The following is an 11,653-nucleotide window of genomic DNA, read 5'->3' as shown; positions in this document are numbered from 1 at the left end:
GGTTGTGTTGGTGGGCGCGCGACCTCTGGGCCGCGCCCGATACGCTGCGGGCTATGCGCGTTGGTGTCCTCACCCGGGAGTATCCGCCGTACGTCTACGGCGGCGCCGGTGTTCACGTCGATTTCCTCGTCCGTCATCTCCGGGAACAGGCCGGAGTGGACGTGGCGGTGCACGCCCTCGGTGAGCCGCGCGACGGCGCACGGACATACGAGGAGGCCGATCCCCGGCTGGATCCTGACCGGGTCGCCGCGGCGTCGCCGGCCGGTGGTGGTTCGCCGGCGGATCACGCCAAGGAACTGGCCGCGCTCCGGGTGCTCAGCGCGGACATCGCCATGGCCGCGAACCTTGCCGGGCACGACGTCGTTCATTCGCATACGTGGTACGCGAATGCGGCCGGTCACCTGGGTGGACTTCTCTACGACGTTGCGCATGTGGTGACCGCGCATTCGCTCGAACCGCTTCGGCCGTGGAAGGCCGAACAGCTCGGCGGCGGGTACCGGCTCTCGTCATGGGTGGAGCGCAGCGCCTACCAATCGGCAGACGCGGTCATCGCGGTCAGCGACGGCATGCGCGACGACGTCCTCACCGCCTACCCGGCCATCGACCCAAACCGGGTTCACGTCGTCCGCAACGGTATCGACACGACGTTCTACCGCCCGGTGGAGGAGACCGACGTGCTGGAACGGTTGGGGGTCGATCTTGCCCAGCCCTACGTGACCTTCGTCGGCCGGATCACCCGGCAGAAGGGTGTCCCGCACTTGCTCCGTGCGGCTCTCAGACTCCCCGAAGAGGTCCAGCTGGTCCTTCTCGCCGGCGCGGCCGACACACCGGAGCTCGCACGGGAAACGGATGAGCTTGTTGCGCGGCTGCGATCGGAACGGACCGGCGTGTTCCTGGTCAGCGAGATGCTTCCCCGCGAGGACGTCCGGCAGGTTCTCGCGCACGCGACCGTGTTCTGCTGTCCTTCCGTGTACGAGCCGCTCGGCATCGTCAACCTGGAAGCGATGGCCTGCCGGACCGCCGTCGTCGCCAGCGACGTCGGCGGGATCCCCGAGGTGGTGAACGACGGAGTGACCGGTCTGCTGGTCCATTACGACGAGGACGAGCCCACAGCGTTCGAGGCAGGGCTCACCGAGGCGATCACCCAGCTGGTGGACGACCCGCAACGCGCAGCTCACCTCGGCAGCGCCGGGCGGGTACGTGCCACGACCGAGTTCGGCTGGGACGGTGTCGCCGCCCGCACCGTCGAGGTCTACCGATCGGTGCTCGCTTCCTGAGTGAGCTCACGCTGCCTCGGGACCGGCCCCACGCGGACCCGATCCTGGTGGGTGTAGATGTTCATGCCGCCGCCTCGGACGAACCCGAGGAGCGTCAGCCCGCACTCCTCGGCGAGGTCCACGGCGAGGCTCGACGGCGCCGACACGGCGGCTATGACCGGGATGCCGGCGGCCGCGGCCTTGTGCACAAGCTCGAACGATGCCCGTCCGCTGACCTGAAGGACGTGTCCGGTCAGCGGCAGCCGCCGATCCCTGAGCGCTGCACCGACCACCTTGTCCACCGCGTTGTGCCGCCCGACGTCTTCACGGACGGTTATGCACTGACCCGCCGCGGTGAACAGCCCAGCCGCATGTAGCCCACCGGTCCGGTCGAACACCTTCTGCTCAGAACGCAGCGCGTCCGGCAGCACCGAGAGCACACCGACATCGAACCTGGTGTCGTCCTCCCGCACCGGCCACCGCATGGACGTCCGGACCGCCTCCACGCTGTCGGCTCCACAGACACCACACGCGCTGGTGCTCAAGAACGCCCGGGGCCGAGGCGGCGTGGCGTCGGGCGCCAGCACTACCTCCACCGTGTTGTCCTCGTCCGGACACATCCGCATCGTCACGATGTCACCCGCCGCCGCCACCGACCCTTCACTGACCAGCCATCCGGCGATCAGGTCGAAGTCCTGCCCGGGCGTCCGCATGGTGAGGGTGACGGCCTCACCACCGATACGCACGAGAAGCGGCTCTTCGACGGCCAGCGTGTCAGGCCTACGTGCTGCCCTTCCTGCCCGCAGCCGAAGAACCGGCTGTCGTGTGGTCATCCGCCCCATGGACCCACCCTTCGCCTCGTACCGACATGCTCCGCCCACTCACGTTGATCTTCTGACATTGCCGCGGTCACGCTGGGTTCGTCACGCGCACCCGGGAACGCGCCGCCGCATGCTCCGCGACGCCGTCCAGTATGCTCGTACAGCACCTCACCGCTCCCTTGATCATCTTGCCATGAAGATCACTGTGCGCGTGACTATATGCCGACGCACGACCAGTTTGGCTCGTTTTCACCGAACCCGCACGAAAAACGTTCACTACCACCCACATCTGACAATTCGCGAACAGTGGAAAAACCACATGCCACCGCCTAACGTCGGAACATGACCAAGGGCGCACCCGATCGTGACTATGACGACGCCGACGTTCACGTCCGTCCCCCACAACGTAAGGCAGCGGGCGTCCCCGGGGTCGTCCACGGGCTACGCGATGTTGTCGATCAAGCCGGCGTCCGCCGCGGTGTGAAGACGCTACGGCTGCTCAACCAGCACAGCGGGTTCGACTGTCCCGGATGTGCATGGCCTGAACCCGGCAAGCCACACCTGGCGGAATTCTGCGAGAACGGCGCCAAAGCGGTCGCCGAGGAGACCACGGTCCGGCGGGTGGATGCGGAATTCTTCGCCACCCACCCCATCGGCCAGCTCGCGACGAAATCCGACTACTGGCTCGGCCAGCAGGGCAGGCTGGCCACTCCCATGTTCCGCGACACTGATGCGGACCACTACGAGCCGATCACGTGGGACAGCGCCCTCGATGTCATCGCCGATGAGCTCGCCGCCATGGACTCGCCGGGCCAGGCGGCGTTCTACACATCCGGCCGAACCAGCAACGAGGCCGCTTTCCTCTACCAGCTCTTCGCCCGCAAGCTCGGCACCAACAACCTGCCCGACTGCTCCAACATGTGTCACGAGTCGTCAGGCGCCGCGCTGAGCGAGACCATCGGCATCGGCAAGGGCAGCGTCACCCTCGCCGACATCACCGACCACGCCGAACTGATCGTCGTCGTCGGGCAGAACCCCGGCACCAACCACCCGCGCATGCTCACGGCGCTGGAGGAGGCCAAGCGGCGCGGCGCCCGGATCGTGGCGATCAACCCGCTTCCAGAGACCGGCCTGCGCACCTTCAAGAACCCGCAGACGGTGCGGGGCGTGGTCGGCAAGGGCACCCAGCTCGCGGACCTCTTCCTGCCGATTCGGGTCGGTGGCGACCTGGCATTCTTCCAAGCGGTCAACCGCACACTGGTGGGCGCGGACGAGCGCACCGGCGACATTCTCGACCATGCGTTCATCAACCAGTTCACCAGCGGGTTCGACGACGCTGCCGCCGCCTGGCAAGAGCTTGACCATGATGAGGTGACCGCTGCCACGGGCCTGACGTCCCGCCAGATCGACGCGTTCGTCGACGAGGTGGTCCGCGCCGACAGCACCATCGTGTGCTGGGCCATGGGGCTGACGCAGCACAAGCAGTCCGTCGCCACCATCCGCGAGATCGTCAACTTCCTGCTGCTGCGCGGAAACATCGGCCGGCCCGGCGCGGGTGCGTGCCCGGTCCGCGGTCACAGCAATGTGCAGGGCGACCGCACGATGGGCATCTGGGAGAAGATGCCCGACGCGTTCCTGGACCGGCTCGGCGAGGAGTTCGGCTTCGAACCTCCACGCGCTCACGGTTACGACACCGTCGACACCATACGGGCGATGCTCGACGGGCGGATCCGGGTGTTCATGGCCGTCGGCGGCAACTTCGCCGCCGCCACTCCGGACAGCGAGCGTACCGCCGACGCCTTGCGTTCTCTCCCGTTGACCGTGCACGTCTCGACCAAACTGAACCGCTCTCACGTGGTGCCCGGCCGGCGTTCGCTCATCCTGCCCTGCCTCGGCCGGACAGAGCGGGACGTCCAGGCCGGGGGCGAGCAAATCGTCACCGTCGAGGACTCGATGAGCATGGTGCATGCCTCCCGGGGGACGCTCCCGCCGGCGTCGGAACAGCTGCGCAGTGAAGTGTCGATCATCAGCGGGCTAGCCCGGCGCGTGCTCGGCGCCGACGACTCCACCCCCTGGGAAGAGTTCGCCGCCGGCTACGGCTCGATCCGCGAGCGCATCTCACGGGTGGTGCCTGGGTTCGACGACTTCGAGCGGCGGGTCGACGAGCCTGGCGGCTTCGCTCTTCCACATCCTCCGCGCGACGAGCGCCGGTTCGACACCGTCGACGGGCGCGCACAGTTCACGGCGAACGACCTCGAGGTGATCCAGGTGCCCCGAGGCAGGCTGATCCTGCAGACGATCCGTTCGCACGACCAGTTCAACACCACCATCTACGGCCTCGACGACCGCTACCGCGGAGTCCGCGGCGGCCGGCGCGTCGTCTTCGTCAACTCCGACGACCTGAGCGAGCTCGGGATCGACGACGGCGCATCGGTGGACCTGGTGAGCGAGTACGCCGACGAGGAACGGCGGGCACCGTCATTCCGCGTCGTCGCCTACCCCACGGCCCGCGGCTGCGCGGCGGCGTACTACCCGGAGACCAACCCGTTGGTGCCGCTGGACCACACCGCGGAGGTCAGCAACACGCCCGCGTCCAAGTCAGTGATCGTACGACTTGAGCCCGCCACGCACCCATGATCATCGGCCGTTGGCCCGGTCATCGCCGGTTCAACGGTTGATGATCATCGGTAGGACTCAAGGTATCGAAGCAGGGCCCGGACGCCGAAGGCTGTGCCGCCCTTGACCAGCTCCGCCTTGTTCTTCTCCGCGCGTCCCACGCCGGCGATGTCCAGATGCGCCCACGGCACGTCTCCGGCGAAGCGTTCCAGGAACAGGGCGGCGGTGATCGAGCCGCCGCCGCGTCGCATCCGGTCGATGTTCGCCACGTCCGCCACCGGCGACTCCAACGACTCGCGGTACTCGTCGACCAGGGGCATCCGCCACATCCGCTCCCCCGCGGCCTCGCCGGCCTCGGTCAGCGCGCCGGCCAGGGCATTGTCAGTAGCGTAGAGGGCCGCATGGGTGCGCCCCAGCCCTTGGGTCGCGTGCCCGGTCAACGTCGCGATGTCGACCACAGCGCTCGGCTCGAGCTCGGCGACGGCGTAGGCGATCGCGTCGGCGAGAACCAGGCGTCCCTCCGCGTCGGTGTTCAGCACCTCCACCGTGGTGCCGTCGTACTGCCGGATCACGTCGCTGGGGCGCTGGGCGGATGCGCCCGGCATGTTCTCCGCCGCGGCCACCAGCCCGGTGACCCGGATCGACACTCCGAGCTCGCGTACGGCGGACAGCACGCCGAGCACTACCGCGGCGCCGGACATGTCGGTCTTCATCTGCGCCATGGAGGCACGTGGCTTCAGCGACAGCCCACCGGTGTCGAAGGTGATGCCCTTGCCCACCAGCACGATATGCGGGACATCGGCGCTCGCGTCAGCGGGCTCGTAGCGCAGCGCGATGAGTCGCGGAGGCCGCGACGATCCCATCCCGACCGCGACGATGCCGCCGAACCCTTCGGCCGCCAGCTTCTTCTCGTCCCGGACGTGCACGTCCAATTGTGCGGAGCGAGCGATGGCGTACGCGCGGTCCGCCAGCCAGGCCGGGTCCTTCACATTCGACGGGGTGTGCACAAGCTCTCGGGCGAACCATGCCGCACGCGCCATCGCCACGGCCGGTCCGGCCACGGCCTCGCGCTCAACCGTCTCACCGGCGAGCACTAGCGTACGCAAGGGCATCTTGGCCGCTTCCGTTGGTGTACTGCGGTGAGCGTCCAAGCCGAACGTCGCCAGTATGACGCCCTCGATGAAGGCTTGTGTGGACGCGTCATCGGAGACGGCGGTTACCGTACTGGCCAGCCGGTCGACGCCGCGTACCTTCCGGGCCAGGGCGGCGCCGGCCTTGCGGTGCGCCCGCACCGACCCGTCGCCCAGACCGACCAGGAGTACACGCTCCACATCCACATCGCCGTCGACGCTCCCGGCGCCGCGCCCCTCGGCAAGCACCGGCATCGACACGATCTCCCCGGCCTTGCCGGTGGCCCGTTCCCGTTCCAGGACGCCGAGCAGGTCGAGACCGAGGGCGTCCATGACCTCCGCTCCGCCGGGGCCGATCCAGGGGCCGATCTCGGCGTCGTCGGCAAGGGCGTCGACGGCGAGGGCGACCGCCTGCCCGCCGGGTTCGTCCCGGTCATCGACGCTGTCAGCCTCAACCGGGCCCACGCCGCCGGGCCAGACCGGCACAACGAGCACCCCGGCGTCGACGTCGAGGATGCCACGGGGATCCGTGACTACGGCGGTGGGCTTCACCCGGTTCTCGTCCAGCACAACCTCTCCATCCATGCACATTAAGAGCGCCGGACGTACCGCCGGTCCGAGCCGGGATGCGGCGCCTGCGGAGGCCGACCTCGTTGCCGGACACTCTAAAGCCCCGCCCGATCTCCCTTCGCATCGGACGGGGCATGAGAGTTTCTATGTCATCAGCATGAGGACCGACGTTGGACCCGTCATGCCCGTCAGCCAGTGACGTCCTTCAGCGCATCGCTGAGCGCGTGAGCCTCGTCAAGCGAGATCTCGACGACGAGACGCCCACCGCCCTCAAGGGGGACGCGCATGATGATCCCGCGCCCTTCCTTCGTGACCTCAAGCGGCCCGTCGCCAGTCCGCGGCTTCATCGCCGCCATCCGCGCACTCCTTCCTGTCAGGCATGCACGTCGCCTTCTGACTGGTCCAGAAGGCCGCACCCGTGCACGTCACGAACCGTCACATTATCCCGCATCCGGCTGCGAAGGGTGGAGTCAGCCGCCAACTGGAGTGGAAAAACCGTTGCTATGAGCGTACGGACTCCTCCGGTCGCCTGTCGATCGGCTGGCACCGAGACCCCCGGCAATGGCCCCAGTGTGCCGTACACTAGTTCGAAGACTTGGCAACCAGGCCGTTCGAATGGGTCTGCTCAGCACGCCCAGACACGGGTCTGTACACAACCGGCAGACACGACGTCCGCCGGAGGAGGAGGTGCGCCATAGATGACCGGTGAAGCACAGGACGGGCCCGACGGCGCTCCCCGGTGCCCGTGGGCGCTCGGTACACCGGACTACATCGCCTACCACGACGAGGAGTGGGGCAGACCGGTGCGCGGCGACGTTGCGCTATACGAACGCCTTACCCTGGAAGGGTTCCAGTCCGGCCTGTCGTGGCTGACCATCCTGCGGAAACGGGCAGCGTTCCGGCAGGCGTTCGCCGGGTTCGATCCCGCCGTCGTCGCCGGATTCGGCGAGGCCGACGTGGCCCGGTTGATGGCCGACGCCTCCATCGTGCGGAACCGAGCGAAGATCAACGCCGCCGTCACCAACGCACGAGCATTACAGCAGCTGCGCGAGCAGGACGGCGACGCCGCCCTGGACCGGCTGATCTGGTCGTTCGCACCGGACCGGGACGGGCTTCCCACCCCACGCACGCTGGATGACGTTCCCGCCGTGACCACCGAATCGAAGACGCTCGCCCGCGCACTGAAACAACGAGGATTCGTATTCGTCGGCCCCACCACCGCATATGCCACCATGCAGGCGGCCGGCCTCGTCAACGACCACCTCGAAGGCTGCGCATACCGTTAAACGACCTGCCCAGCGTCCTCATGCACGCCTCCCGCTTAGCCGTCCGCGGGCCTCGACGTGCCGTCACACCCACATCTCGCCCGGACGCCGGGTCACGGTCGGTCCCCGGTCCACGGGGGCCGTGGACGGGGCGGGGCGGCCGAGATCTGCTCCATCTGCTCTTCGAGCTCGGCGATGTGCCGGTCACGCTGGGCGAGCTCGGTGCCGAGCCGGCTGATCACCGCGTCGACCTGGTCCATCCGGTAGCCGCGGACCGCGACCGAAAACCGCAGGTTACCGAGGTCATCAGCACGAAGCGGCTGCTCACCCAGCTCCGGACCAGCCACGACAGGCGGCTCCTCGTCCATCAGGTCACCGCGTCCGAAGGTGACCGCGACCACCGCGAAGAGCACCGCGGCTGCGACGACGACGAAGAGGACATACATAATGCTGATCGTGCCACGTGACGCCTCCGTCTTGCGGCTTGGGTCGTCGACCTTCAGCCCCGCAACGTTCGCCGTGATGGCGATCGTGAACCGCACCCCTGACTCGTTCTACGACAGGGGCGCTACCTTCGAGTTCAATCAAGCGTGGAACCGGGTCGAGCAGGTCATCGACGAAGGAGCGGACATCATCGACATCGGCGGCGTGAAGGCCGGCGACGGCCCGCCGGTCAGCGAAGCCGAGGAGATCGACCGCACCGCCGGAATCGTGGCCGAGATCCGCAGCCGCCATCCCGGCATCGTGATCAGCGTAGACACGTACCGTGCTGGGGTCGCCGATGTCCTGTGCGAGGCGGGAGCGCATCTCGTCAACGACGCGTGGGCCGCCGCCGACCCCGGCCTCGCAGTCGTCGCCGCACGCTGGGGTGCCGGCCTGGTCTGCAGCCACACGGGCGGCCACGCGCCGCGGACCGACCCGCGGGGTGTCACCTACGACGACGTGATGGCCGACGTGGTCGCCGGCACGACCGAGCTGGCGCAGCGGGCCGTCGACGCCGGAGTCCGCCCCGACGCCGTACTCGTCGACCCGACCCACGACTTCGGCAAGAACACCTACCATTCGCTGGAGGTGACCCGCCGCCTCGACGAGCTCGTCGACACCGGATGGCCGGTTCTGGTCAGCCTCTCCCGGAAGGACTTCGTCGGCGAGACGCTCGACCTGCCGGTGTCGGAACGTCTGCACGGCACACTCGCCGCCACCGCCGTCGCCGCGTGGCAGGGCGCGCGCGTGTTCCGGGTACACGATGTCGCGGCCACCCGGCAGGTGCTGGACATGGTCGCCGCGATCAATGGCGACCTGCCACCCCGGGCTCCTCAGCGCGGGCTCGGCTAACGTTCCTCACCGACCACGCTACGGATGCGCCAGCCACGTGCGCATGCGGTTCTCGCACTCGATGATCTCCCGGACGTCGACCTGCTCGTCGTCGGCGTGCGCGAGCTGCGGGTCCCCGGGGCCGTAGTTGATGGCAGGAATGCCCAGGCTGGAGAAACGCGCGACGTCAGTCCAGCCCTCCTTGGCCCGCGGCTCCCCGCCGACGGCTGCGACGAACTCCCTCGCCGCGGGTCTGTCCAGGCCGGGTCGGGCGGCCGGGGCACTGTCGGTCAGCTCGGTCTCGAATCCGTCCAACACCTCGCGCACGTGAGCGAACGCCTCATCCTCGTTCTTGTCCGGGGCGAACCGGTAGTTGATCGAGATCGCGCACCGGTCCGGGATGACATTTCCGGCGATTCCACCCTCGATGGCCACCGCGTTCAGGCCTTCACGGTAGACTAGGCCGTCGACCTCCACCTGTGCCGGCTGGTATGCGTTGAGGCGATCCAGAACGGCCCCCGCGTCGTGGATCGCGTTACTCCCCATCCACCAGCGAGCGCTGTGCGCGGCGTTGCCTCGGACCGTGACCCGTGCCCGCAGGGTTCCGTTGCAACCGCCCTCGACCATCGCCGACGTCGGCTCCATGAGCACAGCGAAGTCGCCACGGAGCCATTCCCGGTTCGTCCGGCTGATCCGCCCTAAGCCGTTCCGCTCTGCCTCGACCTCCTCGTTGTCGTAGAAAACGTAGGTCACCGGCCGCATCGGCGCCGTCACCCGCGCGGCAAGGCGCAGCATGACGGCGACTCCGCCCTTCATGTCCACGGTCCCCCGCCCCCACAAGATGTCGCCGTCACGCTTGGTGGGGACATTGCTCGCTATCGGAACGGTGTCGAGATGCCCGGCCACCACGACGCGGCCGGCCTCCTGATCGCCGGTTCGAGCGATGACAGAGTCGCCGTCGCGGTCCACGGTGAGATGCTCGCACTCACGCAGGGCCAGCTCGACGGCGTCGGCCAGGGCACGTTCGTCGCCGCTGACCGACGCGATGTCGCAGATCGCCGCGGTCAGCTCGGGTGCCGCCAGGTTCAGGTCGAGTCGCGGGTTCACGCCCGCTACCCTACATCAACGCTGACCTGCGGTTTTATTGTTCACAGTTTGGTTTTCCGCGGTGGGTGGTACACCATTGACTTGATGAGTGTGGTAGAGCCCGGGACAACCGAGCGGGGGCCCAGTGACGAACAGCTGTGGTCGCGCGCCCGGAAGGGCGATCCCGCAGCGTTCGGCGATCTCTTCACCCGTCACTCTCATACCGTCTACACCTTCTGTTTCCGCCTGACCGGCAGCTGGGATATCGCCGAGGATCTCACGACCGTGGTCTTCCTGGAGGCCTGGCGCCAGCGGGCCCAATTCGCCGGCAACGGGGATACCGTCGTGCCCTGGCTGCTCGGCATCGCGTCTCAGGTGGCCCGGAACAGCGCTCGCGCGGTACGGCGACACCGCAGTCTGCTCGCGAAACTCCCTCCGGCGGTCATCGAAGAGCAGCCCGACGAGAATCACGCGGCCCGAGTCGAGGCCGAACGGCAGATGCAGGAGATTCTCCGGGTTTTCCGGCGTCTACCCCAACGCGAGCAGGAGGTTCTCGCCCTGTGCGTCTGGGGTGAACGCACCGCCGCCGAGGCAGCCGTCGCGCTCGGGATCCCGGTCAGGACGGTCCGGTCCCGGCTGACTCGTGCACACGAACATCTCCGCCGCTTGATGGAAGGCGCTGCCCGACCAATGACGTCCCGGCCGGCCATGCACGCTCATCCGACCCGGGAGGCGACGTAGTTCCATGACTTCAGCGACCCTTCGTTTGAGCAGCGCCGAGCTGCCACCGTCCGGTCAGCTTCCTCCGCATCGCGAACGCGCCATCCGTGATCTGCTCGAGACGATCGCCCGGGACACGCACGAGTCAGAGACGCGACCGGTCCGGCCGCGTCCCCCGTGGAAGCGGCCCCGGCTACAGCTCGTCCGAACCGGCCTGGCGATGGCGGTCGCGGGCGTACTCGTCGCGCTGTCTCTGGTGACGGCCGACATCCTCCGCCCGGATCTCGGTGTGGCTCAGGCCGCCACCCCCACGCTCATCGGGCACGAGACGGCCGAGGGCGAACCTGCCTCCGACCTGCTGCGCGCGCTTGCCGGCCGGGCCGAGACATCCACCGACGCCGCTGAAGACGAGCGGCGTGGGGACATCACAATCCGCACGGAGCGCTGGTCGCTGGCCGTCACCGCCGACAACCCCGCCGGCGATGGGACGTCAGAGGGGCCGGTTGAAGGTGAAGGCGCCGCCGGCGAAGGCGGCGAAGGTGAAGGGCTCGCTGGCGAAGGGGTCGGCGGCGAAGCGACCGGCGGGCAGGAGGCGGCGAGCAGCGTCACCACCGCTGTCATCCCCGTCAAGCGCGACCTCACCCGGCATTCCGACGGGAGCGTGTCCGTGCGGGAGGTAGGCGGCGAACCGCAGTTCCCGAGCGAGGCCTACCGACGCGCGTGGGACGAGGAAGGCAGACCCGGCCCGGAGGGCGAGGTGCTCCAGGACGAGTCTCTTCCCTCGGGCGCGTGGGCCACCATGTACCCGGACGACCTGCCCGGCGATCCGGACGCCCTACGTCAGGTTCTCGCGGTCGAGCGGCCGCAGGCGACGG

General features: G+C 68.3%; 11 protein-coding genes. 6 read left to right on the top strand and 5 right to left on the bottom strand.

The genetic code is table 11. From position 1 onward, the window contains the following. Positions 1–53: 53 nt before the first annotated feature. Entirely contained in the window at positions 54–1,277 is a 1,224-nt protein-coding gene (glgA, locus tag ELR45_RS15140; RefSeq protein ID WP_129667167.1) for a glycogen synthase, read from the top strand. Here glgA and fdhD read toward each other — a convergent pair. Continuing rightward, the gene (gene fdhD, locus ELR45_RS15135) at positions 1,253–2,098 is read right to left on the bottom strand and encodes a formate dehydrogenase accessory sulfurtransferase FdhD (protein WP_205856635.1); all 846 of its coding nucleotides are present in this window, start codon (positions 2,096–2,098) and stop codon (positions 1,253–1,255) included. The two genes, glgA and fdhD, sit on opposite strands and share 25 nt — an antisense overlap. 321 nt (positions 2,099–2,419) lie before the next feature. Between fdhD and ELR45_RS15130 the strand changes: the two genes are divergently transcribed. Continuing rightward, positions 2,420–4,714 carry an FdhF/YdeP family oxidoreductase gene (locus ELR45_RS15130; protein WP_129667165.1) on the top strand — a complete coding sequence of 765 codons (2,295 nt, stop codon included), beginning with the start codon at positions 2,420–2,422 and terminating at the stop codon, positions 4,712–4,714. A 44-nt stretch (positions 4,715–4,758) separates the two neighbouring features. Here ELR45_RS15130 and ELR45_RS15125 read toward each other — a convergent pair whose 3' ends face one another. Continuing rightward, complete coding sequence (locus ELR45_RS15125; protein WP_129667164.1) at positions 4,759–6,408, bottom strand: leucyl aminopeptidase; 1,650 nt, start codon at positions 6,406–6,408, stop codon at positions 4,759–4,761. Positions 6,409–6,581: 173 nt separating this feature from the next. Beyond that, the gene (locus ELR45_RS15120; protein ID WP_129667163.1) at positions 6,582–6,749 is read right to left on the bottom strand and encodes a DUF3117 domain-containing protein; all 168 of its coding nucleotides are present in this window, start codon (positions 6,747–6,749) and stop codon (positions 6,582–6,584) included. 342 nt (positions 6,750–7,091) lie between these two features. On the opposite strand from ELR45_RS15120, the gene ELR45_RS15115 reads away from it, so the two are divergent. Further along, the gene (locus ELR45_RS15115; protein WP_129667162.1) at positions 7,092–7,679 is read left to right on the top strand and encodes a DNA-3-methyladenine glycosylase I; all 588 of its coding nucleotides are present in this window, start codon (positions 7,092–7,094) and stop codon (positions 7,677–7,679) included. 92 nt (positions 7,680–7,771) lie between these two features. Here ELR45_RS15115 and ELR45_RS15110 read toward each other — a convergent pair whose 3' ends face one another. After that, positions 7,772–8,200 carry a DivIVA domain-containing protein gene (locus ELR45_RS15110; RefSeq protein ID WP_240759740.1) on the bottom strand — a complete coding sequence of 143 codons (429 nt, stop codon included), beginning with the start codon at positions 8,198–8,200 and terminating at the stop codon, positions 7,772–7,774. On the opposite strand from ELR45_RS15110, the gene folP reads away from it, so the two are divergent. Further along, complete coding sequence (folP, locus tag ELR45_RS15105) at positions 8,106–8,993, top strand: dihydropteroate synthase (RefSeq protein ID WP_129667160.1); 888 nt, start codon at positions 8,106–8,108, stop codon at positions 8,991–8,993. The genes ELR45_RS15110 and folP overlap by 95 nt on opposite strands. Before the next feature lie 18 nt (positions 8,994–9,011). Here folP and dapE read toward each other — a convergent pair whose 3' ends face one another. Continuing rightward, positions 9,012–10,079, bottom strand: coding sequence for a succinyl-diaminopimelate desuccinylase (dapE, locus tag ELR45_RS15100; protein ID WP_129667159.1), 1,068 nt, complete (start codon positions 10,077–10,079; stop codon positions 9,012–9,014). 84 nt (positions 10,080–10,163) lie between these two features. On the opposite strand from dapE, the gene ELR45_RS15095 reads away from it, so the two are divergent. Both ELR45_RS15095 and ELR45_RS15090 read left to right on the top strand, forming a co-directional pair. Then, positions 10,164–10,799 carry an RNA polymerase sigma factor gene (locus ELR45_RS15095; protein ID WP_129667158.1) on the top strand — a complete coding sequence of 212 codons (636 nt, stop codon included), beginning with the start codon at positions 10,164–10,166 and terminating at the stop codon, positions 10,797–10,799. 25 nt (positions 10,800–10,824) lie between these two features. Beyond that, positions 10,825–11,653 (top strand): hypothetical protein (locus tag ELR45_RS15090; RefSeq protein WP_240759735.1); only part of this gene is annotated, 829 nt, incomplete at its 3' end.

Source organism: Phytoactinopolyspora endophytica (genome assembly GCF_004138495.1).
Taxonomy (GTDB): Bacteria; Actinomycetota; Actinomycetes; order Jiangellales; family Jiangellaceae; genus Phytoactinopolyspora; species Phytoactinopolyspora endophytica.
This window is presented reverse-complemented; position numbering and strand designations above follow the sequence as displayed.

Bases quoted from the DNA above. Each gene is read 5' to 3' on its own strand.
- ELR45_RS15130 (WP_129667165.1), top strand. From the start codon at position 2,420: ATGACCAAGGGCGCACCCGATCGTGACTATGACGACGCCGACGTTCAC.
- ELR45_RS15095 (WP_129667158.1), top strand. From the start codon at position 10,164: ATGAGTGTGGTAGAGCCCGGGACAACCGAGCGGGGGCCCAGTGACGAA.
- folP (WP_129667160.1), top strand. From the start codon at position 8,106: ATGCTGATCGTGCCACGTGACGCCTCCGTCTTGCGGCTTGGGTCGTCG.
- ELR45_RS15120 (WP_129667163.1), bottom strand. From the start codon at position 6,749: ATGGCGGCGATGAAGCCGCGGACTGGCGACGGGCCGCTTGAGGTCACG.
- ELR45_RS15115 (WP_129667162.1), top strand. From the start codon at position 7,092: ATGACCGGTGAAGCACAGGACGGGCCCGACGGCGCTCCCCGGTGCCCG.
- ELR45_RS15125 (WP_129667164.1), bottom strand. From the start codon at position 6,408: ATGGATGGAGAGGTTGTGCTGGACGAGAACCGGGTGAAGCCCACCGCC.
- fdhD (WP_205856635.1), bottom strand. From the start codon at position 2,098: ATGGGGCGGATGACCACACGACAGCCGGTTCTTCGGCTGCGGGCAGGA.
- glgA (WP_129667167.1), top strand. From the start codon at position 54: ATGCGCGTTGGTGTCCTCACCCGGGAGTATCCGCCGTACGTCTACGGC.